Genomic DNA, 25,564 nt, shown 5'->3' with positions numbered 1-25,564 from the left:
CATTGATGAATCAGTGTTGCTCGAGTGCATCCAGCAGTGGCGAACGTGCAACGCCCGCGGCCACCCTTGCCCGCAACTCCTTCGGCAACTCCGCTCGCCCCTGCTCTGCGGCAGCCTGCGAATCGAACTCGACGAAACAACCACTTCCGGACCCGGTCAAACGTGCCCTGCCGATACCGCTCAACGCGGCAAGCACCGCCTCTACGGCAGGCTCGCGGCGGCGCAGCACCGGCTCGAACACGTTCCCGACCAGAGCGCCGGAAGCGAAGTCGTCTATTTTCGCCTGTGGGCAGTCGCGCGTCAAATCCGGATCAGCAAACAGCGCCGGGGTGGGGACATGAACCCCAGGTTCGGCGATGACATACCAGGCCGGCGCCAGCGTGATCGGCTGCAAGCGCTCACCGACCCCTTCGGCCCAGGCATTGTGGCCACGCACGAATACCGGCACGTCGGCACCCAGGCGCAGCCCCAGCGCGGCCAGCGCGTCTTCGTCCAGACCGGCCTGCCAGAGCCGGTTCAGTACCACCAGCACGGTGGCGGCATCGGACGAACCGCCGCCAAAACCACCACCTGCAGAAACATGTTTTTCAACGATTATGTCCGCACCTTGCGCGACATTCGCCACATCTTTAAGCAGGCGTGCGGCACGTACTGCCAGATCATCGGCCTCGGAAACGCCGGCCAGGCCTTCGCCTTCACGGCGAACCTGGCCGTCTTCACGCAGGCGCAGGCCAATGCGATCCCCCCAGTCCAGCAGGCGGAACACGGTCTGCAGCTCGTGGTAACCGTCGGCACGACGGCCGATGATGTGCAGGAACAGGTTCAGCTTGGCCGGGGCCGGCCACCAGGACCAGCCCGCGTCGTCGACTGCCCCGCTCATGGCGCGCCCTGCCCCCACTGGTCCACCAGCAGGCGCACCTTGGCATCGCCATTGCTGGCCTCGATCCGGCGCGGCAGCGCCGGGCGCCCGGCCTCGGCGGGGTACCATTCCAGGTACTGCACCTGCCAGCCCATCTGCTGCATGCGGCGCGGCCGGCCTTCACCGTCGCGCTCGACCTTCTCCGGACCGGCAGCATCGCCGGCCACCAGGCCACGGATCCACTCCGGCAGCTGGTTGACCGGAATGTCCCAGCCGGTCGCCTCGAGCAGCAGCTGCTGGGCGTCCTCACCGTCACGGGTGCCACCGGCCAGCCCTTCCAGGCGGCCGGCCTCGGAATGGGTATCGCCGGTCAGCTTCCAGCTCTGCCGGGTCACCGGCGCACTCAATTCGACCACATAGCGGCGGCCGTCCTGCTTCCAGTCGATGCGGCCACTGCCGCCATCCTTGCCCTTGCTGACCGCGACCCGGCCCTGGAAGGCCCAGTCCGGCTGCGCATGCAGGGCGGCCACGCGCACGGTCTCGGCCTGCGCAGCTTCAGCCGACACCGTCTCGACTACGGCAGGCGCGGGGGTCTTCTGCGTGCCCACGGTGGTGCAGGCGGTGACCGCCACGGTCGCGACCGCCAACAGCAGCGGCCGGATCAGGGAAACACTCATGGATTGAATTTCTCGCGGGCGCGCAGCAGCGCGCGGTTTTCAGGGTCGAGCTTGGCCGCCTCTTCGAAGAAATGGCGGGCCTCATCGTGCTTGCCCAGCACCCACAGCACTTCGCCGACATGGGAAGCGATCTCCGGGTCCTTGGCCAGGGTCCAGGCACGGCGCAGCTGCACCAGCGCCTCTTCCTTGCGGCCCAGGCGATACAGCACCCAGCCGTAGCTGTCGACGATGGCCGCGTTGTCCGGCTCGGCGACGCGGGCGCGGTCGATCAGCTCCAACGCTTCCTGCAGGCGACCGGTACGGTCGGCCAGGGTGTAGCCGAGCGCGTTGAGGGCCGGCACGTTTTCCGGGTCGGTCACCAGGATCTTGCGCAGGTCGGCCTCGGCACGCGGGATATCGTCACGGCGCTCCCAGGTGAGCGCACGGGCGTACAGCAGGCCGTTGTCATCCGGGTACGCTGCCAGACCGCGGGCCAGCGCATCCAGTTCACCGGCACTGTCGTCGGCGCGCTGGCGCAGCTCGGCTTCCAGCAGGTAGGCGTCGCGGCGCACGTCGTCGTCGACCACCGCATCTGACTGGATCGCATGCACTTCATCCAGCGCCAGCGGCAGGCGCCCGGCCAGGGCCTGGGCGTTGGCCGCGCGCAGGCGCGCTTCGCTCAGCTCATCGCCACCGGGCACGCTGTGGTACCACTGCACCGCCTCGGGATAACGCTTCAGGTACTCGGCGATCTTGCCCAGCAGCAGGCGCTGCGCCGGGTCCGGCTTGGCCGCCTGCCGCGACAGTTCGTTGTACAGGTTGGACAGCGCGGCTTTGTCGCCCTGCTTGGCCAGCAGCGAAGCGCGCATGCCCCAGGTCTGCACGTCCTGCGGCCCGAACGCCAGCACACGCTCGGCGGCCGACGGCTGGCCAAGGCTGTCGTAGGCGATGGCCACCGCGTTACGCAGTTCCGGGTCCTGGCGGGTTTTCGGTTCGACGTCCTGCAGCAGCGACAGCGCCTTGCCGGTCTCGCCAGCCTGCTGCAGCTGGCTGGCGCGCAGCAGCGCCACGCGCGGCTCCTCGGGGAAGCGCTTGACCACTTCATCGATCATGCGCCGCGCCAGCTCGGGCTTGTCCATGCGCAGGGCGAGACGACCGAACTCCTGCCAGGCCTCGATCTTCGACGGAATGGCGTTGGCGTCGACCAGCTCGCCCAGCACCTGCGCCGGCACCGCCGGGTCGCGGCCGCCACCGATCAAGGCCGCCAGGGCGAACTTCCAGCCACGCTCGTCAGGGTCGGCCAGCAGCGCCTGCAGTTCGCTGCGGGCCGCCTTCACGTCGCCCTGGCGCATGGCCAGCGCGCCGGCGGCGCTGCGCATGGTCAGCGAGCGCGGCGCCCGCTGTTGCCACAGGGCCAGGCCCTTGGCCGCGCTGGCATCATCGTTGGCAAGCATGGAAATACGGGTCGCGCGCTCGGCCAGGCCGGCGTCGCCGTCGGTCTGCTGGGCGGCCCGCAGGTACCAGCGCGCAGCATCGGCCAGCTTGCCGGCCTGCAGCGCGAATTCACCGGCCATCACCGGTTCCAGCGCCAGTTCCTCAGTGGCCGGGGCCCGCACGGGGGCTTTGGCCGGCACCGCAGCCAGGGCCTGGCCGCAGGCCAGGGACAGCAGCAGAACACTGGGGATGCGAATCAATGCGGGCATCGTCGGCATCGGGGCCTTAAAATGTCGTCCAATGGCCAGCAGCTTATCGCAAGCAACTGAACAATGACCCTGTGGGTGCTCGGACTGAATCACCAGACCGCACCGGTGGAACTGCGCGAACGCGCGGCCTTCGCCGGTGAGGCGTTGCCGCGCGCGCTCGGTTCGCTGCGCGATACCCCGCAGATCGCCGAGGCGGTGCTGCTGTCTACCTGCAACCGCACCGAGCTGTACGCGGTGGCCGACTCGGCACAGGCGCTGGACCAATGGCTGCACACCCAGGCCGGCGACCTGCAGGGCTACCTGTACCAACATGCCGATGCCGAAGCGGTACGCCACCTGTTCCGGGTCGCCACCGGGCTGGACTCGATGGTACTGGGCGAACCGCAGATCCTCGGACAGGTGAAGGATGCCTGGTCTACCGCGCGCGATCATGGCCTTCTTGGCCAGCGCCTGGATCGGTTGTTCCAGCAGACCTTCTCGGTGGCCAAGCGCGCACGCACCGACACCCAGGTGGGCGCCAACCCCGTATCTGTGGCATCGGCCGCAGTGCGACTGGCGCAGAACGCGTTCGCGCGCCTGGACGATTCCACCGTGCTGCTGGTCGGCGCCGGCGAGACCATCGAGCTGGCTGCACGCCACCTGAGTGAAGGCAAGGTGCGGCGGCTGCTGATCGCCAACCGTACCCTCGCCCATGCGCAGGAGCTGGCCAGCCGCCACGGCGGTGTGGCCCTGCCGCTGACCGAACTGGACCGCCACCTGAGCGAGGCCGACGTGGTGTTCTCGGCCACTGCCGCACGCGAGCCGGTGATCCATCGCGAGATGGTGGCCAAGGCGCTGCGCACGCGCCGGCACAAGCCGATGCTGCTGTTCGACCTGGCCGTGCCGCGCGACATCGAAGCCGAGGTCGCCACGCTCAACGATGCCTTCCTGTACACCGTGGACGATCTCGAGCGGGCGGTGGAAGACAACCGCCGTGGCCGCCGCGAGGCCGCCGCCGAGGCCGAGGCGATCATCGATCTGCAGGTGTCGCGCTTCGTCGAGACCCAGCAGGCCAGCGCCCACCAGGCGCCATTGCGGCAGCTGCGCGCGTTCGGCGAGGCAACCCGCACCGAACTGCTGGAGCGCGCGCGCCAGCAGCTGGCCAACGGCAAGCCGGCTGACGAAGTGCTGGAACTGCTCGCCCATGGCCTGACCAACCGCCTGCTGCATCCGCCGACCGCTGCGCTGCGCGCGGCCGCGCTGAGTGGCGACGCCGACCTGACCCGCGCCGCCGAGCGCCTGTTCCCGGCCACGCCGGGTTACCGCCACCCACCCGTGAGACCCGATGACGCCGACCCTGCGCCGTAAGCTGGAAGCGCTGGCCGAGCGCCGCGAAGAACTGGAACGCCTGCTCGCCGAACCCGATGTGGTCGCCGACAACACCCGTTTCCGCGACCTTTCGCGCGAATTCGCCCAACTTGAGCCGATCGCCACCGCCCTCGCCGATGAAGCCCGTGCCAAGGCCGACCTGGCCGCGGCCGAAGGCATGCGTGCCGACCCCGACCTGCGCGAACTGGCCGACGAGGAGATCGCCGCCGCCCAAGCCCGCCTGCAGGAGCTGGAACAGGAACTGGCACTGCTGCTGGTGCCGCGCGACCCCCGCGACGAAGGCAACCTGTTCCTGGAAGTGCGTGCCGGTACCGGTGGCGACGAAGCAGCAATCTTCGCCGGCGACCTGTTCCGCATGTACGCCCGCTATGCCGAACGCCAGGGCTGGAAGGTCGAGATCGAATCGGACAACCCCGGCGAACATGGCGGCTACAAGGAAGTGGTGGCGCGCGTGGTCGGCCGTGGCGCGTTCTCGCGCCTGAAGTTCGAATCGGGCACGCATCGCGTGCAGCGTGTACCGGCCACTGAATCGCAGGGCCGCATCCACACCTCGGCGGCGACCGTGGCGATCATTCCCGAGGCCGATGAAGTCGATGACATCGTCATCAATCCGGCGGACTTGAGGGTGGATACGTTCCGCTCGTCCGGCGCCGGTGGCCAGCACGTCAACAAGACCGAGTCGGCCATCCGCATCACCCACGTGCCAACCGGCGTGGTGGTGGAATGCCAGACCGAACGCAGCCAACACGCCAACCGCGACAAGGCGATGAAACGCCTGAAGGCGCAGCTGCTGGACGCCGAGCGCCAGCGCCAGGATGCGGCACAGGCCGAGTCGCGGCGCCTGCAGGTCGGCAGTGGCGACCGCAGCCAGCGCATCCGTACCTACAACTTCCCGCAGGGCCGGATCACCGACCACCGCGTGGAAGGCCTGACCCTGTATGACCTGCCGAACATCCTCGCCGGCGATCTCGATCCGCTGCTGCAGCGGCTCAGCCACGAACACCAGGTCGACGCCCTGGCCCAGCTGTCGGCGAGCTGAGCACGATGACGGCCTGGCAGCAGCGGCAACAACTGCAACAGGCGATCGCTCGCCAGCCCGGCGACTTTGTCGCCTGGGTGATGCTGGCCGACCTGGAACTGGAAGCCGGCGACATCGCTGCTGGCGAACAGGCCGCGCGCCGTGCGTTGCAGCTGCGTCCGAACCATCCCGAAGCGCTGGCGCGATTGGGCCGCGTGGCGTGGATGGCCGGCGCACATACCGACGCCGCGACGCTGCTCGGCCAAGCCTCGGCGCTGGCACCGCAGCATCCAGGCATCGCGCTGTGGCTGGGCCACGCGCTGGAAGATGCCGATGATGCCGAGGGCGCATCGGCCGCCTATCGGCGCGCGCACACCCTGATGCCGGCCGAGCCCTACATCGCCGCCCAGCGGCTGGCCTGGCAGCGCCGCCTGTGCGACTGGCAGGACGTGGACGCGCTGGCTGCACAGGTGCGCGGTGCGTTGGCCTCCGGACAGGGTGTTGTCGAACCGTTCGCCTTCCTCAGCGAGGACGCCAGCGCCGCCGAACAGCTGGCCTGTGCGCGTGCACGTGCTGCGGTGGTTGCTTCGGGGGTGCGTCCCCTTCCTGCCGTAAAGGCGCGCGGGCACGGCCCCTTGCGCGTCGGTTTCCTTTCCAATGGTTTTGGCGCCCATCCCACCGGGCTGCTGACTGTAGCCCTGTTGGAGCAACTGCGCCTTGACCCGACGCTGCAACTGCATCTGTTCGCACTGAACCGCGACGACGGCAGCCGCATCCGCCAGCGCCTGCAGGCGGCGACGCATCTGCACGACGTGGCCGGCCTGCGCCATGCCGACATCGCCACCCGCATCCGCGCGCAGGGCATCGACCTGTTGTTCGACCTGCGCGGTTGGGGCGGCGGCGGTACGCCGGAAGTGCTGGCGATGCGTCCTGCCCCGCTGCAGCTGAACTGGCTGGCCTACCCCGGCACATCGGGTGCGCCGTGGATGGATGCGGTGATTGGCGATGACTTCGCGCTACCACCATCGCTGGAACCGCATTACAGCGAACGCGTGCTGCGCCTGCCGCGTGCGTTCCAGCCCTCGGACAACACGCGTGCGCTGGAAGCCGCGCCGACGCGTGCGGACTGCGGCCTGCCCGAGCACGGCGTGGTGTTCTGCTGCTTCAACAACAGCTACAAGCTCAATCCGCGCAGCATGGGCCGCGCCTTCGCCGTGCTGCAGACGGTACCCGGCAGCGTGCTGTGGCTGCTGTCCGGGCCCGGTCAGGCCGATGCCCGCCTGCGCAGCACCGCACAGGCCGCTGGCCTGGACCCGGCACGCCTGGTGTTCATGGCCAAGCTGCCGCATCCGCAGTACCTTGCACGTTATCAGCTGGCCGATCTGTTCCTGGACACCAACCCGTACAACGCGCACACCACAGCATCGGACGCACTATGGGCCGGCTGCCCGGTGCTGACCTGCCCCGGCGAGACCTTCGCCTCGCGCGTGGCCGGCAGCCTCAACCACCATCTGGGGCTGGCACGGATGAATGTCGCCGACGATGCAGCGTTCATCACTACCGCCAGCACGCTGGGCAATGACCCGGCGGCACTGGCGGCGTTGCGCGCAGAACTGGCACAGGCACGCGAAGGCAGCGGCCTGTTCGACATGGCCGGATTTGCCCACGACCTTTCAGCGCTGCTGCAGCGGCTGGCCGGCGAGCATGGGTGGCAGGGCCTCGACATCGCCTGAGCGATCCCTGCGCTACGCTCGGGCTTCCTCCCCGCAGGGTGTGACGATGGCCAAGCTCAAGCGCAAGGAATACGACGAACTGCTGCAGCCACTGCAGCTGGAGCTGACCGCGATGGCGCGCTGGGTGCAGCACAGCGGGCAGCGCCTGCTGGTGCTGTTCGAAGGCCGCGACACCGCAGGCAAGGGCGGCGCGATCCAGGCCATCAGCCAGCACCTCAACCCACGCCAGTGCAGGGTGGTGGCGCTGCCCAAGCCTACCGACCGCGAAGCCACGCAGTGGTACTTCCAGCGTTATGCCTCGCATCTTCCGGCGGCCGGCGAGATCGTGCTGATGGATCGCAGCTGGTACAACCGCGCCGGCGTCGAACGAGTGATGGGGTATTGCAGCGAGGCCGAGTACCAGCAGTTCCTGCGCCAGGCGCCGGTGTTCGAACAACTGCTGGTGGATGACGGCATCCTGCTGTTCAAGTACTGGCTGTGCGTGGATCAGGAGCAGCAGGAGAAGCGCTTCGCCGAGCGCCATGTCGATCCACTGAAGGGCTGGAAGCTGTCACCGGTGGATCTGAAATCACGCAGCAAGTACAGCGCGTACACCGAAGCGCGCGAGGCGATGCTGCGTGCCACCCATCGCGCGGATGCGCCGTGGACGCTGGTGGATTTCAACGACCAGCGGCTGGGGCGGCTGACCCTGGTACGCAACCTGCTCGACCGGTTGCCGGACACCCGGGTGGATGCACCGTTGCCGGAGCTGCCGAAGCTGAAGGGCAAGCTGCATCGCGAGCACTACGATGTACTGAAGCCGATCGAGGACTTCCCGGTCGAAGATTAGGGTGGGTCGGCAGGGCCTGCGGCCCTGCACCTGCTACGAACCAAGGCAACAGCAACAGCCGAAGCAGAAGCGGGTTACCTGTGGGTAGGCGGGGCGGTGTCGGAGTGCGGGGTGTCAGCCGCATGGATGCGGCTGACAAGCCTACATGGACGTACTTGCGGCGTCCCCGCACTCCGACACCGCCCCGCCACCACACGGAAATCGCGCTTTGGCTGTTGCTGTTGCCGTTGCTTGAATGTTTCGGCGAGTGCAGGGCGCAGCCCTGCCGATACGCAACCTACTTGGCCGCCGCGATCTGCTTTTCGATGTCCGCGGCGGTCACCGGGCCAAGGAAGGTGTGGGCCAGCTTGCCCTGCGGATCCAGCAGATGCGTCAACGGCAGGCCTCGCGGCGTGGCGAAGTCCGCCGGCGGATCGAACGGATCCACGATCACGATCGGATAGGTCACCGGATGCTTGGTCAGGAACGACTGCATCTCCGGCACCTCGATGTCCTCGTAGGCCAGACCAACCACTTCGATGTTGCTGCGCATCGCATGCAACGCCGACAGCTCCGGCATCTCCTTGCGGCACGGTGCACACCAGGTCGCCCAGAAGTTCACCACCACCCACTTGCCACGATGCGCGGCCAGATCATAATCACTGCCGTCCACCGCCTTCATCTTCAACGTCGGGAACTCGGCGGTGATGCGCTCGGCCGGGGTCTCATCCACTGGCGCCGGCGTGGTCGGCGTTGGTGCCTGTGCCGGCGGCTGGCTGCTGGCCGGGGCCGGCTCCTGCGCAGGCTTGCAGGCCGACAGCGCCAGCAGCAGGGCCAGCGGGAGCATCAGCGGCAACGAGGTCTTGCGGGTCATGGTGCGTCTCCAGAATCGGTGTAGATGTCGCTGACCTTGCGCTTGAGGCGCTCGCGCAGGGGCAGTCGCAGGTCGTCCAGGGCCGCCAGTGCGGCGCGGCCCAGGGTGTCGTCGCGGTACGGCAGGTGCTGCTCGGCCACTGGAATGCGCAGCTGGGTGCATTCGTACAGGTCAGACAGGCTGACCTGCTCCAGATCGCGCGCGAGCAGCCATTCACCGCGCTCATCACGGCGCAGCAGGCCGATTTCCTGCAGGTTGCAGGCCAGGTCCTGCAGCAGCGAATCGGTCAGCATCGGCTCCAACCGCAGGATCTCGTCGTCGGCCAGGCCTTTGCCCTTCGCGCGTGCATGGTGGAAGCGTCCCAGCAGGCGCAGCAGGCCGTAGAACTCGTAGCCCTGCGGCAGGCGCAGCTCGACCGGCTGGTACCGGAACGCTGCCATCGACGAGGACAACGACGCGCCCAGCAGCACCGCCACCCAGCACAGATAGATCCACAGCAGCAGGATCGGTACGAAGGCCACCGTGCCATAGAGCTTCTGGTACGACTGGAAGCTGCCCAGGTAAGCACCAATGCCCCACTTCACCAGTTCCAGGATGACTGCGGCGAGGATCGCACCGGGCACCGCATGCCGCCATTTCACCGTGTGGTGCGGCACCACCCGGAACATCAGCGTGATGCAGACGAATTCGATCAGGATCGGCGCCAGCCGCAGCGCCAGGTCGGCCAGCCAGCGGCCCTCCTGGGTCCCGAACAATGGCATCGCAAAGACCCGCGCCGACACTGCCAGCGAGGCGGCGGCGAGCATCGCGCCCAAGGTCAGTACGGTCCAGTAGACCAGGAAGCGGGTCAGCTTGGGCCGGGTCGAGCCCACGCGCCAGATCTGGTTGAAGGTCTCCTCAACGCTGTTGAGGGTGATCAGCAGCGACACCACCAGCGCGATGAAGCCGGCGGCGGTGAGCTGGCCGGCACTGGCCGAGAACTGCCGCAGGTAGCCCTCGGCGGCGCGCGCGGCGTTGGGCACGAAGTTGGAGAAGACGTAATCGCTGAGCTGGTCGCTCCAGCGGTCGAAGACGGGGAAGGCCGAGAGCACGCCGAACACCACGATCGCCAGCGGCACCAGCGCGAACACCGTGGTGTAGGCCAGCGCCGCCGCTGCCTGGAACAGGCGGTCGTCGAGGAAGCGATGCCACAGGAAGCGGCCGAAGCTGATGGCGCGTGCGCGATCCCGCGCGCGCTCCATCCACAGGTTGAGCGTATCCAAAGGTTCCATCGGCGAAAGGGTACCCGATGCGGAATGGTCGCAGGATAGCCATACTGGTGGCCACACGACGAGGAGAAGCGGTCACGATGGGCGAGATTCTGGTGCTGTACTACAGCCGGGGCGGTTCAGTGGCACGGCTGGCGCGCCAGATCGCGCGGGGCATCGGCGAGGTTCCGGGCATGGCAGCGCGGCTGCGCACGGTGCCGCCGGTGGCCGCCGTCACCCAGACCGCGCAGCCGCCGGTACCCGACGATGGCGCGCCCTACGTTAGCGTTCAGGACCTGGTCGAATGCCAGGGCCTGCTGCTGGGCAGCCCGACCCGCTTCGGCAACATGGCCGCGCCGGTGAAGCACTTCCTGGATGGGCTGGGCGCCGAATGGGTCAACGGCACTCTGTCCGGCAAGCCGGCCGGCGTGTTCACCTCCACCGCCTCGATGCATGGTGGCCAGGAATCGACCCTGCTGTCGATGCAGGTGCCGCTGCTGCACCACGGCTGCGTGATCGTCGGCATCCCGTTCACCGAGCCGGCGTTGAGCCATACCACCAGTGGTGGCACGCCCTATGGCGCCAGCCATGTGGCCGGCGCGGCCGATGACCCGCAGCCGACCGACGACGAGGCCGTTCTGGCCCGCGCGCTGGGACGCCGCGTGGCTGACATCGCACAGCGGTTGGCCCGATGAATCGCCCGCCGCGCACGGTCCTGCTGCTGGCCCTGATGGGGCTGGCGGCGCTGTTCGCCGGCTGGTTCATCAATGACAAGCACTGGCTGGCCACCCAGCTGGTGTTCACCGCACCGCCGCTGGCACTGGCCGTGGCGCTGCGCCTGGGCTGGCGCAAGGCTGGCTTCTGGGCCTCGGTGCTGGCGCTGGGCTGGTTCAGCCATGGCGTGATGAGCGCCTGGAGCCACCCGCAGACGCGCTGGCTGGCGCTGATCGAGATCGCGCTGGCGCTGCTGGTGATCTTCAGCGCCAGCCTGCCCGGGCTGCGCGCCCGCTTCGGCAAGCGACGCTGACGCTGCGGCCGCCGGGCCGTATCATCTGTGTTCCTGGCCCCGCGCCGCTGTACCTGTCCTGGTTTCGCGCATGCACATGATGGAAGAGCTCCTGGTCGTCACCACCGGTGGCACGATCGACAAGATCTACTTCGACGACAAGTCGGACTACCAGATCGGCGACCCCCAGATCGGCATGATCCTGCGCGAGCTGGGCGTGACGTTCCGCTTCAACGTGATTCCGATCCTGCGCAAGGATTCGCTGCACATCAACGATGAGGACCGCGAGCTGATCCGCGCCACCATCGCCGCGCAGCCGACCCGCCACGTGCTGGTGACCCACGGCACCGATTCGATGGTGCAGACCGGCCAGGTGCTGGCGACGATTCCGGAGAAGACCATCGTGATGACCGGTGCGCTGAGCCCGGCACGTTTCCGCGGGTCGGATGCCGAGTTCAACATCGGCTGTGCGATCGGTGCAGTGCAGTCGCTGCCGACCGGCGTGTACATCGCGATGAACGGCCGGATCTTCGATCCGCAGCACGTGCGCAAGAACGTGGCCGCGAACCGCTTCGAATCGGTTTGAGGAACAGCGTGCCGACCAGGGTCGGCACCTACCCAAAGAGAAAACGCCCCGGCCGGAGCCGGGGCGTGCCCATGGAGAGGGGCTTGGGCTCAGTACTGGGCGTTGAGGGTCAGGCCCGAGAAGGTGCTGTAGGCCTTCACCCGCACATACCAGGTGCCGGCGGCCGGACTGTTGATGGTGCAGGTTTCGCTGTTGCCGCTCAGGTACGGACGGCAGGTATACGCGGTATCGGTCGGGGCACTGCCCTGGCGCACGTACAGGTCGGCATCACCGCTGCCGCCACTGATCGCCACGCGCAGCTGGGTGCTGCCAGCCGGAACGTTGACCGTGTAGCTCAATGAAGCGCCACTGGCAGCGCCCAGGCCGGTGACCGGGACGTTGTTCTGCAGCACGTTGCCGCCCGGGTTCGGGCCACCGCCGTTGATCGCCGCAGCCACGGCCGCGTCGGCGTCGATGATGCCGGCGCCGCAACCACCCGAGCAGGCGCCCGGCAGCGGACGTGCAGTGCTCTTGATGATGCTCTCCACCTGCGCCGGGCTCAGCGGGCTCGGGGCAACGGACTGCATCAGTGCGACCACGCCGGCAACGTGCGGTGCCGCCATCGAGGTGCCGTTGTACGAAGCGTAGCTGGCGCTGCCCGGGGTGGTGGTGCCGCTGTTGAGGGTGGACAGGATGCCCTGGCCCGGTGCCGAGATGTCGATGCCGTTGCCATAATTGGAGAAGCTGGCACGCGCACCGGCCGAGGTGGTGGCTGCCACCGCGATCACGTTCGGGCAGTTGGCCGGCACCGACGAGGACACGTTGGTGTTGCTGTTGCCGGCTGCGACCACCACGGTGGTGCCACGGCCGACAGCGCCATTGATTGCGTTCTGGTAGGTGGTCGAGCAGCTGCCGCCACCGCCGAGCGAGAGGTTGATCACTTCGGCCGGATTGGCATTGGCCGGCACGCCGCTGACGCTGCCGCCGGAAGCCCACACAATCGCGTCGGCGATGTCGGAGGTGTAGCCGCCGCACTTGCCGAGCACACGCACCGGCACGACCTTGGCGTTGAACGCGGTACCGGCCACGCCGGTGCTGTTGTTGGTCACCGCCGCCACCGTGCCGGCGACGTGGGTACCGTGCCAGCTGGAGTTGGAACCCGGATAGCCGGCCTGGCACTCGTTGTCGCCGTACCAGTCACCTTCATCGTTCGGGTTGTTGTCGCGGCCGTTGCCGTCGCGCGCCATCGCGGCGTCGCTGATGAAGTCATAGCCGGGCAGGATGTTGGCGTTGAGATCGGCATGGTTGGTGATGCCGGTATCGATCACCGCGACTACGACGCCGGTGCCGGTGGCCTTGTCCCAGGCCGGCCGGATGTTGATGCCGGCATTGGAGGTGCCGAAGCCCCATTGCTCGCTGAAGCGGGTGTCGTTCGGGGTCAGCGTGGCGCGCATGATCTGGTCGACTTCGACGTATTCCACGTTCGGGTCGGCGGCCAGCTTGCGCATCAGCTGCTCGGATTCGGCCTGGTCGAGCGGACGATCGGTCTTGACCAGGGTCGGGCCGACGGCCAACTTGCGGACCTGCTGCAGGCCCAGCGCGCGGCCCTGGCTGCTGGCCAGGCCGGCGGCGGCACTCTTCAGTGAAGAGGCCAGTGCGGTGGTATTGGCCACCGGGGCACTGCCGTCGCGGTACTTCACGATGAAACGCTGGTGGGTCTGCGCGGACTGCAGGCCGCTGAGCTGGACGTCACCGGCCAGCGCAGGCGTGGCCAGCAGCAGCGATGACAGAACGGACGCACCAAGGACCACCCACACTCGACGCACACGCGGTTGCGTTACCTGGGACATCGTATTTCCCTTTCTTGTGGTGTGAATGCCGGAATCGGCAGAAGCACCGGCCCGAACCATGGGCTGGCTTGCATTGGCGAGGTTCGAAGTCCGGCGAGTCAGCGGATCCCCCTAACGATCCGCCGTGCAGATGACGCTAATGACCAAAACCGGACACCACAAGATTTTCAGCGTCTTTTCAGCAAGATGAAATGTTCGTTCTGAGACTTTTCGGGTCGAGGGTTTGTGAAGGTGAAGGAACTTTCTCGTGCCCTGCACGCACCTGACTGGGTCATCACGTGTCCTGTGATGACTTTGCCGACATCGGCGTCCACGCCCCCCCCGCAACGACCGCGCAGCATCCAGGCGGTGCCCCGGCCGGCCCTGGTCGGACGCGCTGACTACTTCGCCCGCGGAACGTCCGCTGGCCGGATGCGCTGCCCTTTGACCGGCTCGCCGCGTGCAACCGGCTGGCCATCGGCGATGTAATCGGAGAACTGTGCCGGCAACGCTTCGCCGACACCGAACACCGGCCCGGCCTGCAGCTGGTAGTGCAGGTGCGGTTCGGAGGAATTGCCGCTGTTGCCACAGTCACCGAGGTGCGCGCCGCTGCGGACAACCTGCCCCTGCGCGACGCGCACGCTGCCCTGGCGAAGGTGCGCCAGCACCGAGTACTCCTCGTTGCCGTGATCGAGAATGACGCGGTTGCCGGTGAGCTGGGCGGCATTCATCTGACCCGGCACGTTGTCGGCCACACCCTCGATCACGTCCACCACCGTACCGTCAGCCGGCGCAAGGATCGGGCGACCGAAGCAGTAGTAGTCATCGTTGCGCAGGCCATCGCCACGGCGCGAGCGGCCATCGCGGACCACCAGCAGATCCAGCGCGAAGCGCTGACCGGCATGGGCCGCATGGTAGTTCTGTTCGACGCTACGCCCGCCCCAGAATACGAAGTACTCATCCTCGAACGGCAGCTGCAGCCGTGTGCGGGTCTGGTAGTCGAGGAACCCGCTCGCCGCGGCCTGTGGCGGCGTGGTCTGGAGCGGGCGGATGTAGAAGCCGCCGATCCGCCCGTCGGCATCGATGGCCCACAGCACCTGGATGATGGCCGGGCTCCTGGCGAAGCGCGCCTGCCGCAGATAGGTGTCGAATCCATCAACCTTCTCGACCTTCTCACTGACCAGCTCGGTTTCTGCGCCCCAACCCGCCAGCACCTGCTCGCGCAGCGTCACCAGGTTCTGCGGAGACTGCAGCCCCGCCCGCATCTGCGGCGTCATCCGTTCCCACAGGGCGTCGATGTGCCCTTCGTAGAACTGCGTGGTCAGCGCAGCTCCCTGTTGGCGCGGATCTGCGGCCGCGGCCACGGCTGTGAGGGCAGAAAAGGAAACAACCAGAACCGCAAACAGGCGCGGGAGCAATGTCATGTCAGGAGTCCTTTCGATCCGGATCGGGAATGCCGGCAACGATCGCCGCCAGCTGCGTGCGGTACTGGGCCAGGGCAGTGCGGCCCATCGGCGTCAACTGCAGGGTGGTCAGTGGGCGCTTGCCGCGGAACGACTTGTCGATGGCGACCAACCCTGCCGCTTCAAGCTTGCTCAGATGGCTGGAGAGGTTGCCCTTGCTCAACCCGCTGAGATGCTCGACAAATCCGAACTCGGCGGATTCGGCACCTGCCAGGATCGACAGGATCAGCAGGCGTGCTGGCTCATGGATCAAGCGATCGAGCTGGAGCAGCGCTCGGGAATCAGGCAGCTGGGTCATTCGACGTTCGTCCGCGCCGCCATGAACGCGCGCATCTCCACCTGCAGCCGCTGGAAGCGCTGGTGGTCACGCCAGCCGGCCACGATCAGTGCGATGGATGCCAGCGGGAACACGACGGTGCTCGCGCCGAAGCCATACGCCTGCCCGGTGAAGGCCAGCGCGGCCTGGCAAAGCAGGAATACCCCCACAATGAACTCCAGCGGCGTACGCAGCCAGCGCCACACCACCCAGGGCAACAGTGCCACCACGACCAGGTAGCCAATCGCGCGCAGGTCCCAGGGGCGTTCGCCCATCGGCGCCAGCCGGGTCAGCACGCTGCCGATCACCAGCACGCTCACCAAGGCGGTGAAGGCGATGAAGAAGCGCTGGAAGTTGCGCTCGGCCGGCGTCACCTGCTCCTCGACCTGGCCCAGACGCTGGTAGTAGCGACGCGCCAGCCACTGCTTGCCGACGATCCACAGCACCGGTACGGCGATCAGCACGACGCGCAGCGTCAGGGTGGTCGGCAACAGCGCGCCCGCAAGGAAGGATGCCAGACAGGCAACACCGCCCGCGATCGCCGACAGGCCACCGGCACTGCGCGAGTAACGCGAGTATTCACGGGTCAACGCCTGCAGGCGCGAGGAAGGATCAATGACGGACGGCTGCTGCATGACACGCTCCATCGGGGTCGCTTGAATTAAGTTTGCATCGCAAACTTATTTGCGTCAAGCGCCCGTCTGCTGCGGTCGACGGGCGGGCCACAACGCAGAAAGCCCGTCACTGGGACGGGCTTTCAAGAAGAGCCGCCGGGCATGGCCCGGCGCTACAGGTTCAACGCGGGCGATCAGCCCAGCTTGACCAGCCAGTTGTGGCGGTCCGGCAGGCGGCCGTACTGGATGTCGGTCAGTTCCTTGCGCAGCGACATGGTCACTTCGCCAGCCGGTGCATTGATGTCGCCCACCGAGAAGCCTTCGCCCTTGAGCTGGCCGATCGGGGTGACCACTGCGGCGGTACCGCAGGCGAACACCTCAGCGATGTCGCCGGAGGCCACGCCCTGCTTCCACTCGTCGATGCTGACCTTGCGCTCTTCGACCTTCATGCCGCGGTCGCGGGCCAGCTGCAGGATGCTCTCGCGGGTGATGCCTTCGAGGATGCTGCCGGACAGCTGTGGGGTGACCAGGGTGCCATCCTTGTAGACCAGGAACACGTTCATGCCACCCAGTTCTTCCAGGTACTTGCCCTCGACCGGGTCGAGGAACAGCACCTGCGAGCAGCCCTGCGCCTGCGCCTTCTGCTGCGGCAGCAGCGAGGCGGCGTAGTTGCCACCGCACTTGGCGGCACCGGTGCCGCCCTTGGCCGCACGTGCGTACTCGGTGGACAGCCAGATCGACACGGGCGCCACGCCCTTGGCGAAGTACGGGCCGGCCGGGCTGGCGATCACGTAGTAGCCGGCCTTGTGCGCGCCGCGCACGCCGAGGAAGGCCTCGTCGCCGATCATGAACGGACGGAAGTACAGGCTCGACTCATCGGCCGACGGCACCCAGGCGCTGTCGACGGCGATCAGCTGCTTCAGCGATTCAACGAAGATCTCCACCGGCAGTTCCGGCAGCGCCAGGCGCTGCGCCGAACGCTGCAGGCGGCGGCCGTTGGCATCCGGGCGGAAGGTCCAGATCGAACCGTCGGCATGGCGGTAGGCCTTGATGCCTTCGAAGATTTCCTGGCCGTAATGCAGCACCGCGGCGGCCGGGTCCAGCTGCAGCGGACCGTAGGCACGCACGTTGGCGTTGTGCCAGCCAGTGTCCTTGTCCCAACGCACTTCCACCATGTGGTCGGTGAAGTGCAGGCCGAAGCCCGGCTTCTCCAGGATCTGGGCGCGCTCTTCAGCGCTGCGCGGGTGGTCCGAACGGGTGACGGCGAAGCTGGGAATGGACTGGGACACCGGAGATTTCCTGTTCTGGTTGCGGGTAGTACCGGGCCCGCGTCACTGCGGGCCGTGGGTCAAAGCATGCCGGTCTCGAGCCGGGCAGCCTCGGACATCATGTGCTGGTTCCACGGCGGGTCGAACACCAGCTCGACGTCGGCCTCGGCCACCGTCGGGATCATTTCAAGCTTGCTGCGTACGTCGTCGACCAGGATGTCGCCCATGCCGCAGGCCGGCGCGGTCAACGTCATCTTTACGTCGATCTCGCGCTGTCCTTCGTCCAGGTGCTTGATCTCGACCTCGTAGACCAGGCCCAGTTCGACGATGTTCACCGGAATTTCCGGATCGAAACAGGTGCGCAGCTGCTGCCACACCAACTGCTCCACCTGCTCGTCGGTCGCATCGGCCGGCAGCTCCAGCGGTGCCGGCGCCTCCTTGCCGATGGCGTCACCGTCCTTGCCGGCGATACGGAACAGGTTGCCTTCCACGAACACCGAATAGCTGCCGCCCAGCGCTTGGGTGATGTACCCATAGCTGCCGGCAGGCAGGGTCACGGTGTCGCCCTGCGGGACCATCACGGCCTCGCAATCGCGTTCGAAGTGGACAGGTTCGCTGCTACGGGAATACATGGGGACCGATATGGGGCCGTGGCCAAGGCCACGCAAGACGGCATTCTAGCCCAGCCGCCCTACCCTCGCCGGTGCACTGCGGCAAACCACAGTATCCTGTGGATGACTTTCAGGGAGCTTCGATGTCCTCCAATGCCGCGCGTGCCAGGACCGTGACCTGGCTCTGGCCCCTCATGCTGCTGCTGGGCCTGCTTGTTGCTCCCCTTGCCTGGATGGTGCTGGCCCTGATGACCGGCCGGCAGGTCGGCTGGATGGCCGTGGTGACCGCACTGGAGCTGGTGTTCATGCTACGCATGGGCACGCTGGGGCCGGGCCGGTTGCGCATCACCCTGGTGGTGCTGGGCACGTTGCTGGTGGCTGCGGTGGCCAACTGGACCATCGCCAGCGCCTGGATGGGTGGCTCGATCGGGCTGGACCTGTGGGATGCGACCACGCGGATGGGTCCGCACCTGGCCTGGACGCTGATCACCCTCGCCAATGGCGCGATGGAATGGCTGTGGCTGGCCCTGGGTGTGGCTGTGGGCGCCTGGCTGGCACGCTGAGCGCGTAGATCCACACCATGCGTGGATGGCGGATGTTGGATGTGGGGTCAGAGCCCTTTCCTGCGGAAAGGGATCCGACCCCGTTCCCTCAATGCCCCCCGTCGAGCCCCTTCAGCTCACTGACCAGCGAGGCCGCGGCTTCTGCACCATCGCCGTACAGCATGCGGGTGTTGTCAGCGTAGAACAGCGCATTCTCAATGCCTGCAAAGCCAGTGCCCTTGCCGCGCTTGATCACCACCACGTTGCGGGCGTTGACCACATCCAGCACCGGCATGCCGTAAATGGGGCTGGCCGGGTCGGTACGCGCGACCGGATTGACCACATCGTTGGCGCCGATCACCAGCACCACGTCGGTGTTGGCGAATTCCGGGTTGATGTCATCCATGTCGGCGATCAGGTCGTAGGGCACGCCGGCCTCGGCCAGCAGCACGTTCATGTGCCCCGGCATGCGTCCGGCCACCGGGTGGATCGCGAACTTCACCTTCACCCCGCGTGCGATCAGCCGCTGTGCCAGCTCCCAGATCTTGTGCTGGGCCTGGGCGACGGCCATGCCGTAGCCGGGCACGATCACCACGCGTTCGGCGAAGGCCATCATCGCCGCCACGTCAGCTGCTTCGATCGGCTTCTGCGAACCGGAAATCGCCTGCGCCTCGCCCGCCGCAGCGCCGCCGAAGTTGGAGAACAGCACGTTGCGGATCGGCCGGTTCATCGCCTTGGCCATCAGCCGGGTCAGCAGGATGCCCGCCGCGCCGACCATCATGCCGGCGATGATCAACGCCTCGTTGCCCAGCACATAGCCTTCGAACGACACCGCCAGGCCGGTGAACGCGTTGTACAGCGAGATCACCACCGGCATGTCGGCACCACCGATCGGCAGCGTCATCAGCACGCCCAGCGCCAGCGCCAGCACGAAGAAGGCGACGATCGCCCAGGTGTTGAGCGTGCTGGCCGCGATGATCGCCAGCACCACCACCGCCAGTGCCACCACCAGGTTCATCACCTGCTGCCCGGGCCAGGTCACGCGCTTGTCGAGGCGACCGTCGAGCTTGGCCCAGGCAATCACCGAGCCGGACAGCGACACCGCACCGATGGCCGCGCCGACCACCGCCAGCAGCAGCACCATGCCCGAGGGTTGGCGGGCAGCGAGGTCGGCCAGCGCCTGTGCGCTCCAGTGGCTGGTATCGCGGTTGGCGAGGAAGGCGTAGCGCAACAGTTCCACTGCACCGATGGCCGCGGCCGAGCCGCCGCCCATGCCGTTGTACAGGGCCACCATCTGCGGCATGTCGGTGATGGCGACCTTGCCGGCCGACCACCACGCCAGGCCGGCGCCCAGCAGCAGCGCCACCAGGATCAGCGGCACGTTGTGCAGCTCGGGCAGGAAGAAGGTGGTCACGGTGGCCAGCAGCATGCCCAGCCCGGCCCAGCGGATGCCGCTGCGTGCAGTCAGCGGCGAGGCCATGCGTTGAAGGCCGAGCAGGAACAGCGTGGCGGCGACCAGGTAGCTGGCCTTGACCAGCCAATCGAGCAGTTCGATGGTGCTGATGTTCAAGCCTGCGGCTCCTTCGGTTCGTCCTTGTCGCGCTTGGGCGCACTCGGCTTGAACATTTCCAGCATGCGTGCGGTGACCACGTAGCCACCGGCGGCATTGCCGGCACCGAGCACCACGGCCAGGAAGCCCAGTGCCTTTTCCAGCGGCGTCTGCGCGTGACCCAGCACCACCATCGCGCCGATCAGCACGATGCCGTGGATGAAGTTGGACCCCGACATCAGCGGGGTATGCAGGATCACCGGCACCCGCGAAATGATCACGTGGCCGGCAATGGCCGCCAGCATGAAGATGTACAGCGCTACGAACCCGTCACTCACTGGCAACGCTCCCGCTCTGTCTTCGTCGCCCCATCATAACCATGGGCTGAACCCGGCGCGCGCACGGCGTCAACCAAAGCCGCGCTCACGCGTTGCCAATGGTGACCCCGAGCGAGGAACCGTACCCTGTGCTGGTGAGCAGCCCCCTCCCCCCGAGCGCCGAGACCGATGCCCTGCCGGCATCGCTGGAGGCGTTCCTGGCCAGCGTCGGCCCGCGTGCGTTCCGCTTCGCCGAGGCCGGCCTGCGCCAGCGCGAGGATGCGCTGGACGCGGTGCAGGATGCCCTGCTGCGCATGCTGGACTACGCCGACAAGCCGGCCGCCGAATGGGCACCGCTGTTCTGGAGCATCCTGCGCCGGCGGGTGATCGACCTGCAGCGCCGGCGCCGCTTCCGCCTGCCGTTCTGGCGTGACAACCAGGACGCCGACGGCGGCGAGATCGACTGGGCCGACCCCGGCCCCGACCCGTCGCAGGCGCATGAGCAACACCAGCAGTACCAGCAGCTGGTGCAGGCACTGCGCACCCTGCCCGCCCGCCAGCGCGAGGCCTTCACCCTGCGCGTGCTGCAGGACCTGGACGGGGCCACCACCGCCCGCGCCATGGGCTGCAGCGAAGGCGCGGTAAAAACCCATCTGGCACGCGCCCGGCAAGCGCTGCAGGACTACCTGGAGACCCACCCGTGAACCGCCCCCTGCCTTCCGATGACACCCTGCGCAGCCTGCACGCGCAGTCGCTGCAGGCGTTGTCGCCGGCGACGCTGGCACGGCTGCGCCAGGCCCGCCATGGCGCCGGCGCGGCCCATCGCGGGCGCTGGCGCTGGTGGCTGGCCAGCGCCTGTTCGCTGGTGGTGGCACTGGGTATCGGCCTGCAGTTCACTGGCCATGGCACGCTGACGGGCCCTGCGCCAGCACCGGTGCTGGCGGCAGTGGAAGACAACAGCGCGCTGTACGACGAGAATCCTGATCTGTACCTGTGGCTGGGCGACAACGACCTGGCGATGGAGTGAACCCATGTCCCGACTGCATACCCTGCCACTCTTGCTGGCCCTGTCGCTGTTGCCGGCCGTCCCGGCGCTGGCGCAGAGCGCCGCACCCGCCCCTGCCCCGCGTCCCGTGCCGACCGCACCGCTGCCGGCATGGGAACAACTGAGCGACGCCCAGCGCGAATCCCTGCTGGCGCCGCTGCGCGACCGCTGGAACAGCGCCGACGCTGGCCAGCGCCAACGCATGCTCTCGCATGGCCAGCGTTGGCAATCGATGAGTCCGGAGGAACGCGACAAGGCCCGCCGTGGGCTACGCCGCTTTGAACACATGAGCCCGGAGCAGCGCGAGCAGGCGCGTGCCCTGTTCGGCCAGATGCGTGATTTGCCACCGGCGCAGCGCGACGCCCTGCGCGAGCGCTGGTCACAGATGACGCCGGAACAGCGCAAGGACTGGGTGCGGGAAAATCCGCCGCCGGCGAAGCCGCGGTAACACGGTAGCGCCGGGCCATGCCCGGCGGATCCAGTGCCTTCCGCTGCGCTCGCCGGGCATGGCCCGGCGCTACCGGGTCACGCCTGCCAGCGCGTCTTCGCCAGCAGCTCGTCGTCCCAGTCGAACGCCAGCTGCCCCTCACGCACGAACAACGCGACGAAATTCAGCAGGTTGCGCGCGTACATCTCGCTGGCCTGGGTCGCGCCGCGACTGGCCAGCCCCAGCGGGCCATCGATGGTCACGCCCTGGTGCTCGATGCACTCACCCGGCCGGGTCAGCGCGCAGTTGCCGCCACTTTCGGCGGCCAGATCAACGATCACGCTGCCGGTGGCCATGCCTTCCACCATTGCGGCAGTCACGATCGTCGGCGCCGGTCGCCCCGGTACCGCTGCGGTGCAGATCACCACATCCACGCTACGCAGATGGTCGGCCAGCCGGCGCTGCTGTTCGGCGCGCTCTTCATCGGTCAGCGCACGCGCGTAACCGCCTTCGCCTGCCGCGCTGACGCCCAGGTCGAGGAAACGCGCCCCCAGCGACTGTATCTGCTCGCGGGTTTCCGGACGCACGTCGAAACCTTCCACCTGCGCACCCAACCGGCGCGCGGTGGCGATGGCCTGCAGGCCGGCCACGCCGGCACCGATTACCAGAACCTTGGCCGGACGCACGGTTCCGGCTGCCGTGGTCAGCATCGGGAAGAAGCGCGGTGCGCGCTCGGCCGCGATCAGCGCGGCCTTGTAACCGGCCATGCCGGCCTGCGAACTGAGTACGTCCATCGCCTGCGCGCGGGTGGTGCGTGGCAGCTGCTGCAGGGGGAACAGGTGCAGGCGGTCGTCAGCGGCCAATGCTGCAAGCGCCGGATCACTGGCCGGGGTCAGCAGTCCGACCACGCTGGCGGCGGGTTTGAGCTGCTCCAGCACCGCCGCCGGCGGCGCCTGCACGCACAGCAGGATGTCGATCTCGCCCCAACGGCTGGCGTCGAAGACCCGCGCGCCGGCATCGTCATAGGCAGCATCGGTGAAACCGGCAGCGAGGCCGGCACCGGCTTCGTACCAGACGCTGACGCCCAGCGCGCCGAGCTTGCGCGCGGTTTCCGGCGTCAGTGCTACGCGCCGTTCACCCGGCGCGGACTCCTTGATCCCCAGCAACGCCACGGCCATGCAGGTCCCCGCTGATCGGTGTGTTTTCCCGATCCTAGCAGGCCGTCACTGCTCAGTGCAGGGTGGCGTTGCCCGGGTCCAGCCGATCGATCACGCCCTGCATGGCGCTGTCGAAGGCGCCGTCGTCAACGTGGGCACGCAGGCGGCCCAACCGCACCATCACCGCCAGTTCCTCCGGCGAAGCCACGCAGAAGCGCACGCCACGGCGGTTGACGAACAACAGGCGCGAGGAAATCGGGCTGACCCAGGACAGCTTGCCGGCCTGGACCTTGCCGTCCTTGTCGACGAAGTCCAGCCAGTTACCGATCTCCATGCGACGGAAGCGATCGGCGTCGGCATTGTCGAAGTCATCGGCGTCGATCTGGCCGCTCAACTCCACTGCGGGCGACTCGGCCACCGGCGGCGCCGGCAATGCGACCTGCGGCAGCTCCGGCAGCGCGCGCTGCAGTTCCGGGCGCGACTCGGCGATGCCCTTCAACGTGTCATGCAAGGCGTCGATCGCCCCGGTAGCCGCATCGCCGTGCACGCCGACGCTGGCAAACACCTTGGCCAGCACCGGCTGCCAGGCCTGCAGCCACGGCTTGCCGACAATCTGCCGGCGTGCCTCGGCCACTTCCTCCAGGAGGCCGTCGCCGAGGCTCAATGCCTCGGCCACCGACGCGCCTTCTTCGCCCTCGCGCAGCAGCGCCAGGGTCAGGTGGTGCTGCCACGGCTGGCGCAGAAACTCGGCAATGGCCGGCGGCAGGGAAGCATCGCCGATGCGGCGGTCCAGTTCGGCGCCGGCACGGCTGCGAGCCATTTCCAGCTTTTCCTGGCCACGCTGCGTTTCGGCGGCGCGACGCTCGGCAATTTCCACGCGGCGGCGATGCTGCACGAGGAATTCGCGGAACTCTTCTTCCAGGGTCAGGAAGATGGCCAGGTTCTCGTTGAACTCGGCCACCAGGCGCTCGATGATTTCCTCGACCTTGGCCATCAGCATGCGCTCTGCCTGGCTCTCGCCGGTGTTGCCTTCGCAGGCCTCGGCCAGCGAGTTGAGCAGCTTGCGCGCCGGGTGGGTCTTCTGCACGAACATGCGGCGATCAAGCATGGCGACCTTGACGAAGGGCACCACCAGACGGCCGATCAGTTCGCGCGAGCGGCCCTCCAGCTCGCGTTCGTCCAGCATCACGTCGAACAACATGCCGACCAGGTCGATCGCATCTTCGTCCTGCGGATCCAGCCGGCTCTGGCCGGGGTCGACGCCAAGCCGGGTGGCGCTGGACAGGACTTCGCTCTTCAGCCGCTGCGCCAGCGATTCGCCGTCCTCACCGATGGCTGCGCGCAGGGTCGCGCTGGGCGTGGCCTGCAGCAGCGACAACACCGACATCATCTCGCGCTGGCTCAACGGGCGATGCTGGCCAACTGCAACCTGTGCGGCCGACGTTGCATCCTCGCGCACATGGCGGGTCTGCTGCAGCAGTTCGTGCAGCGCTTCCAGCAGCATGCCCTGCTGGCCCACGTAGGCCTCGCCGGTTCCGCCGTCTTCGCCAGCCAGATGCTGCTGCATGTGGCCGCGGCGCTCGGACCAGCGTGCGGCGAAGCGCTGCGCCCACGCCGGTGCGGCCTGTTCGTCATCGCCGGATTCAGCATCGAAGCCCACGCCCTGACGCTGCTCGACCAGATCGTCCAGGCCTGAAGGCACGCGCGGCTCGGGCGCGGCTGACAACGGACGCTGCTGCGCCCCCATCTGCGACATCACCCCGGCAGCAGCCAGTTGTTCGTCCAGCTTCTCGTAGATGCGGCCCACCGGCGCGCGCAGGTCGCGCTCGCACAGCTTGATCAGCACCAGATGCACTTCCGGGGCCAGCTCGCAGCCGGCAAAGGCTTCGTGGATGGCCACGCCCAGGTGCTCGGGGCTGATCGGGTTGTGGTCGGCATCCAGTTCGGGTCCACCGATCAGCCGGCCCAGGCGGCGATCCAGCCGCGCCAGCACCGGCTTGAAGTCGCGCAGCAGCACGGTGGCGAAGTTGCGCACCGCCAGCCGCGATTCCAGTACGTGTTCATCCAGCAGGCTGAGGCTGTCCTCGGCCGGACCCGACAGGGTCGCCTCGGCCGACAGCGGCTCACCGTTGGCCAACGCATCCCAGGCCAGCTGCAGGTGGCTGGCGAAGGCGGCAGCAATGTCCTCGCGGCGGCGGCGCAGTTCGCGCATCGCATCAAGGAACAACAGCTGCGACGAGCCGGCATTGCCGGCACGGTCGAACAGGGCATCGTCGAAACGCGCCAGTGCGGCCCCGAAGGCCTGGCACAGGGCAGGCAGGACCACCTCCCGGGCACGCTGGAGCTGTGCCGGGTCACGGCCCGGCGATCCCATCGGTGTGGGCGCGCTCATCATTCGGGAAGGCTCCCCACCTTCTCTGGTTCGACAGACAGCATGGACATCGCGACGACCGGTACACCCCATGTACCGGTACGTCGATGGTAGGCCGGCCAGCCCATCACGGACAGTGAAACAGTCCTCACTTCAAACCTCATGACCGGCGGCCCGGCAAGATAGATATCGTAAGCCGTGCAAGGCCTGCGAGGCGA

At 67.7% G+C, this 25,564-nt stretch carries 26 protein-coding genes; 11 read left to right on the top strand and 15 right to left on the bottom strand.

All coding sequences use genetic code 11. The features are described 5' to 3' along the window. Positions 1-10: 10 nt before the first annotated feature. From ispE to AC13GA_RS02075, 3 genes are read right to left on the bottom strand one after another with little or no spacing between them, the layout of a single operon-like run. A complete protein-coding gene (gene ispE / locus AC13GA_RS02085) occupies positions 11-880 on the bottom strand; it encodes a 4-(cytidine 5'-diphospho)-2-C-methyl-D-erythritol kinase (RefSeq protein ID WP_046983100.1) in 870 nt (289 codons plus the stop codon). After that, positions 877-1,536 carry a lipoprotein insertase outer membrane protein LolB gene (lolB, locus tag AC13GA_RS02080; RefSeq protein WP_046983101.1) on the bottom strand — a complete coding sequence of 220 codons (660 nt, stop codon included), beginning with the start codon at positions 1,534-1,536 and terminating at the stop codon, positions 877-879. Before lolB ends, ispE begins: the two co-directional genes overlap by 4 nt. After that, on the bottom strand, positions 1,533-3,218 hold the full coding sequence (locus tag AC13GA_RS02075) for a tetratricopeptide repeat protein (RefSeq protein WP_447780862.1): 1,686 nt from the start codon (positions 3,216-3,218) through the stop codon (positions 1,533-1,535). The genes lolB and AC13GA_RS02075 overlap by 4 nt, the downstream gene beginning before the upstream one ends. A gap of 63 nt (positions 3,219-3,281) precedes the next feature. On the opposite strand from AC13GA_RS02075, the gene hemA reads away from it, so the two are divergent. The 4 genes from hemA to ppk2 are packed head-to-tail and all read left to right on the top strand — an operon-like array spanning position 3,282 to position 8,166. After that, positions 3,282-4,565, top strand: a complete 1,284-nt coding sequence (hemA, locus tag AC13GA_RS02070; RefSeq protein WP_046983103.1) for a glutamyl-tRNA reductase — start codon at positions 3,282-3,284, stop codon at positions 4,563-4,565. Then, positions 4,543-5,625: a peptide chain release factor 1 gene (gene prfA, locus AC13GA_RS02065; RefSeq protein ID WP_295376535.1), complete on the top strand. Its 1,083-nt coding sequence runs from the start codon at positions 4,543-4,545 to the stop codon at positions 5,623-5,625. Before hemA ends, prfA begins: the two co-directional genes overlap by 23 nt. A gap of 5 nt (positions 5,626-5,630) precedes the next feature. Continuing rightward, positions 5,631-7,337: an O-linked N-acetylglucosamine transferase, SPINDLY family protein gene (locus AC13GA_RS02060; RefSeq protein WP_482997438.1), complete on the top strand. Its 1,707-nt coding sequence runs from the start codon at positions 5,631-5,633 to the stop codon at positions 7,335-7,337. 46 nt (positions 7,338-7,383) lie between these two features. Then, the gene (gene ppk2 / locus AC13GA_RS02055; RefSeq protein WP_065722832.1) at positions 7,384-8,166 is read left to right on the top strand and encodes a polyphosphate kinase 2; all 783 of its coding nucleotides are present in this window, start codon (positions 7,384-7,386) and stop codon (positions 8,164-8,166) included. A 277-nt stretch (positions 8,167-8,443) separates the two neighbouring features. On the opposite strand, the gene AC13GA_RS02050 is transcribed toward ppk2, so the two are convergent. Beyond that, positions 8,444-9,019 (bottom strand): TlpA family protein disulfide reductase, encoded by a 576-nt coding sequence (locus tag AC13GA_RS02050; RefSeq protein ID WP_430767070.1) that lies wholly within the window; start codon positions 9,017-9,019, stop codon positions 8,444-8,446. After that, positions 9,016-10,290, bottom strand: a complete 1,275-nt coding sequence (locus AC13GA_RS02045) for a YihY family inner membrane protein (protein WP_046985223.1) — start codon at positions 10,288-10,290, stop codon at positions 9,016-9,018. Before AC13GA_RS02045 ends, AC13GA_RS02050 begins: the two co-directional genes overlap by 4 nt. Positions 10,291-10,367: 77 nt before the next feature. On the opposite strand from AC13GA_RS02045, the gene wrbA reads away from it, so the two are divergent. From wrbA to AC13GA_RS02030, 3 genes are all read left to right on the top strand, one after another. Further along, positions 10,368-10,961 carry an NAD(P)H:quinone oxidoreductase gene (wrbA, locus tag AC13GA_RS02040; protein ID WP_046985222.1) on the top strand — a complete coding sequence of 198 codons (594 nt, stop codon included), beginning with the start codon at positions 10,368-10,370 and terminating at the stop codon, positions 10,959-10,961. Then, positions 10,958-11,293 (top strand): DUF2069 domain-containing protein, encoded by a 336-nt coding sequence (locus AC13GA_RS02035; protein WP_046985221.1) that lies wholly within the window; start codon positions 10,958-10,960, stop codon positions 11,291-11,293. The genes wrbA and AC13GA_RS02035 overlap by 4 nt, the downstream gene beginning before the upstream one ends. A gap of 79 nt (positions 11,294-11,372) precedes the next feature. Next, complete coding sequence (locus tag AC13GA_RS02030; protein WP_046985220.1) at positions 11,373-11,858, top strand: asparaginase domain-containing protein; 486 nt, start codon at positions 11,373-11,375, stop codon at positions 11,856-11,858. Between the two features lie 89 nt (positions 11,859-11,947). Here the strand turns inward: AC13GA_RS02030 and AC13GA_RS02025 are convergent, their stop codons facing one another. The 6 genes from AC13GA_RS02025 to sufT all read right to left on the bottom strand — a co-directional run bounded on the left by AC13GA_RS02025 (position 11,948) and on the right by sufT (position 17,959). Continuing rightward, the gene (locus tag AC13GA_RS02025) at positions 11,948-13,687 is read right to left on the bottom strand and encodes a S8 family peptidase (protein ID WP_004144921.1); all 1,740 of its coding nucleotides are present in this window, start codon (positions 13,685-13,687) and stop codon (positions 11,948-11,950) included. Positions 13,688-14,067: 380 nt separating this feature from the next. Further along, positions 14,068-15,090, bottom strand: a complete 1,023-nt coding sequence (locus AC13GA_RS02020) for a M23 family metallopeptidase (RefSeq protein ID WP_482997437.1) — start codon at positions 15,088-15,090, stop codon at positions 14,068-14,070. 1 nt (position 15,091) lies between these two features. Then, entirely contained in the window at positions 15,092-15,427 is a 336-nt protein-coding gene (locus AC13GA_RS02015; RefSeq protein WP_253078072.1) for a transcriptional regulator, read from the bottom strand. Then, a complete protein-coding gene (locus AC13GA_RS02010; RefSeq protein WP_253078071.1) occupies positions 15,424-16,080 on the bottom strand; it encodes a hypothetical protein in 657 nt (218 codons plus the stop codon). The genes AC13GA_RS02015 and AC13GA_RS02010 overlap by 4 nt, the downstream gene beginning before the upstream one ends. Positions 16,081-16,253: 173 nt before the next feature. Next, entirely contained in the window at positions 16,254-17,348 is a 1,095-nt protein-coding gene (locus AC13GA_RS02005; protein WP_046985216.1) for a branched-chain amino acid aminotransferase, read from the bottom strand. Between the two features lie 59 nt (positions 17,349-17,407). After that, on the bottom strand, positions 17,408-17,959 hold the full coding sequence (gene sufT / locus AC13GA_RS02000) for a putative Fe-S cluster assembly protein SufT (RefSeq protein WP_004144911.1): 552 nt from the start codon (positions 17,957-17,959) through the stop codon (positions 17,408-17,410). A gap of 122 nt (positions 17,960-18,081) precedes the next feature. On the opposite strand from sufT, the gene AC13GA_RS01995 reads away from it, so the two are divergent. Continuing rightward, positions 18,082-18,501: a hypothetical protein gene (locus AC13GA_RS01995; RefSeq protein WP_295380482.1), complete on the top strand. Its 420-nt coding sequence runs from the start codon at positions 18,082-18,084 to the stop codon at positions 18,499-18,501. Positions 18,502-18,589: 88 nt separating this feature from the next. Here AC13GA_RS01995 and AC13GA_RS01990 read toward each other — a convergent pair whose 3' ends face one another. Next, positions 18,590-20,050, bottom strand: coding sequence for an NAD(P)(+) transhydrogenase (Re/Si-specific) subunit beta (locus tag AC13GA_RS01990; protein WP_482997436.1), 1,461 nt, complete (start codon positions 20,048-20,050; stop codon positions 18,590-18,592). Further along, positions 20,047-20,367: an NAD(P) transhydrogenase subunit alpha part 2 gene (locus AC13GA_RS01985; protein WP_046985213.1), complete on the bottom strand. Its 321-nt coding sequence runs from the start codon at positions 20,365-20,367 to the stop codon at positions 20,047-20,049. The genes AC13GA_RS01990 and AC13GA_RS01985 overlap by 4 nt, the downstream gene beginning before the upstream one ends. Before the next feature lie 98 nt (positions 20,368-20,465). Between AC13GA_RS01985 and AC13GA_RS01980 the strand changes: the two genes are divergently transcribed. From AC13GA_RS01980 to AC13GA_RS01970, 3 genes are read left to right on the top strand one after another with little or no spacing between them, the layout of a single operon-like run. After that, positions 20,466-21,050 (top strand): RNA polymerase sigma factor, encoded by a 585-nt coding sequence (locus tag AC13GA_RS01980; RefSeq protein ID WP_136639803.1) that lies wholly within the window; start codon positions 20,466-20,468, stop codon positions 21,048-21,050. Next, positions 21,047-21,373 carry a DUF3379 domain-containing protein gene (locus tag AC13GA_RS01975; RefSeq protein WP_136639802.1) on the top strand — a complete coding sequence of 109 codons (327 nt, stop codon included), beginning with the start codon at positions 21,047-21,049 and terminating at the stop codon, positions 21,371-21,373. The genes AC13GA_RS01980 and AC13GA_RS01975 overlap by 4 nt, the downstream gene beginning before the upstream one ends. Positions 21,374-21,377: 4 nt before the next feature. Then, positions 21,378-21,839: a DUF3106 domain-containing protein gene (locus AC13GA_RS01970; protein ID WP_136639801.1), complete on the top strand. Its 462-nt coding sequence runs from the start codon at positions 21,378-21,380 to the stop codon at positions 21,837-21,839. A gap of 77 nt (positions 21,840-21,916) precedes the next feature. Here AC13GA_RS01970 and AC13GA_RS01965 read toward each other — a convergent pair whose 3' ends face one another. Together AC13GA_RS01965 and AC13GA_RS01960 are read right to left on the bottom strand one after the other, a co-directional pair. Next, positions 21,917-22,996: an NAD(P) transhydrogenase subunit alpha gene (locus AC13GA_RS01965; protein WP_337303137.1), complete on the bottom strand. Its 1,080-nt coding sequence runs from the start codon at positions 22,994-22,996 to the stop codon at positions 21,917-21,919. 52 nt (positions 22,997-23,048) lie between these two features. Further along, positions 23,049-25,370: a PacR family protein gene (locus AC13GA_RS01960; protein ID WP_482997435.1), complete on the bottom strand. Its 2,322-nt coding sequence runs from the start codon at positions 25,368-25,370 to the stop codon at positions 23,049-23,051. Positions 25,371-25,564 lie beyond the last annotated feature (194 nt).

It is taken from the genome of Stenotrophomonas sp. 22DLJC03 (genome assembly GCF_056861405.1).
Note: the sequence above shows the minus strand (reverse complement) of the source record. Positions and strands in the feature narration are given on the sequence as shown.

What these genes read in the sequence shown, in the direction of transcription:
- ispE (WP_046983100.1), bottom strand. Translation starts at nt 880, where the DNA reads ATGAGCGGGGCAGTCGACGACGCGGGCTGGTCCTGGTGGCCGGCCCCG.
- lolB (WP_046983101.1), bottom strand. Translation starts at nt 1,536, where the DNA reads ATGAGTGTTTCCCTGATCCGGCCGCTGCTGTTGGCGGTCGCGACCGTG.
- AC13GA_RS02075 (WP_447780862.1), bottom strand. Translation starts at nt 3,218, where the DNA reads ATGCCCGCATTGATTCGCATCCCCAGTGTTCTGCTGCTGTCCCTGGCC.
- hemA (WP_046983103.1), top strand. Translation starts at nt 3,282, where the DNA reads ATGACCCTGTGGGTGCTCGGACTGAATCACCAGACCGCACCGGTGGAA.
- prfA (WP_295376535.1), top strand. Translation starts at nt 4,543, where the DNA reads ATGACGCCGACCCTGCGCCGTAAGCTGGAAGCGCTGGCCGAGCGCCGC.
- AC13GA_RS02060 (WP_482997438.1), top strand. Translation starts at nt 5,631, where the DNA reads ATGACGGCCTGGCAGCAGCGGCAACAACTGCAACAGGCGATCGCTCGC.
- ppk2 (WP_065722832.1), top strand. Translation starts at nt 7,384, where the DNA reads ATGGCCAAGCTCAAGCGCAAGGAATACGACGAACTGCTGCAGCCACTG.
- AC13GA_RS02050 (WP_430767070.1), bottom strand. Translation starts at nt 9,019, where the DNA reads ATGACCCGCAAGACCTCGTTGCCGCTGATGCTCCCGCTGGCCCTGCTG.
- AC13GA_RS02045 (WP_046985223.1), bottom strand. Translation starts at nt 10,290, where the DNA reads ATGGAACCTTTGGATACGCTCAACCTGTGGATGGAGCGCGCGCGGGAT.
- wrbA (WP_046985222.1), top strand. Translation starts at nt 10,368, where the DNA reads ATGGGCGAGATTCTGGTGCTGTACTACAGCCGGGGCGGTTCAGTGGCA.
- AC13GA_RS02035 (WP_046985221.1), top strand. Translation starts at nt 10,958, where the DNA reads ATGAATCGCCCGCCGCGCACGGTCCTGCTGCTGGCCCTGATGGGGCTG.
- AC13GA_RS02030 (WP_046985220.1), top strand. Translation starts at nt 11,373, where the DNA reads ATGGAAGAGCTCCTGGTCGTCACCACCGGTGGCACGATCGACAAGATC.
- AC13GA_RS02025 (WP_004144921.1), bottom strand. Translation starts at nt 13,687, where the DNA reads ATGTCCCAGGTAACGCAACCGCGTGTGCGTCGAGTGTGGGTGGTCCTT.
- AC13GA_RS02020 (WP_482997437.1), bottom strand. Translation starts at nt 15,090, where the DNA reads ATGACATTGCTCCCGCGCCTGTTTGCGGTTCTGGTTGTTTCCTTTTCT.
- AC13GA_RS02015 (WP_253078072.1), bottom strand. Translation starts at nt 15,427, where the DNA reads ATGACCCAGCTGCCTGATTCCCGAGCGCTGCTCCAGCTCGATCGCTTG.
- AC13GA_RS02010 (WP_253078071.1), bottom strand. Translation starts at nt 16,080, where the DNA reads ATGCAGCAGCCGTCCGTCATTGATCCTTCCTCGCGCCTGCAGGCGTTG.
- sufT (WP_004144911.1), bottom strand. Translation starts at nt 17,959, where the DNA reads ATGTATTCCCGTAGCAGCGAACCTGTCCACTTCGAACGCGATTGCGAG.
- AC13GA_RS01995 (WP_295380482.1), top strand. Translation starts at nt 18,082, where the DNA reads ATGTCCTCCAATGCCGCGCGTGCCAGGACCGTGACCTGGCTCTGGCCC.
- AC13GA_RS01980 (WP_136639803.1), top strand. Translation starts at nt 20,466, where the DNA reads ATGGTGACCCCGAGCGAGGAACCGTACCCTGTGCTGGTGAGCAGCCCC.
- AC13GA_RS01970 (WP_136639801.1), top strand. Translation starts at nt 21,378, where the DNA reads ATGTCCCGACTGCATACCCTGCCACTCTTGCTGGCCCTGTCGCTGTTG.
- AC13GA_RS01965 (WP_337303137.1), bottom strand. Translation starts at nt 22,996, where the DNA reads ATGGCCGTGGCGTTGCTGGGGATCAAGGAGTCCGCGCCGGGTGAACGG.
- AC13GA_RS01960 (WP_482997435.1), bottom strand. Translation starts at nt 25,370, where the DNA reads ATGATGAGCGCGCCCACACCGATGGGATCGCCGGGCCGTGACCCGGCA.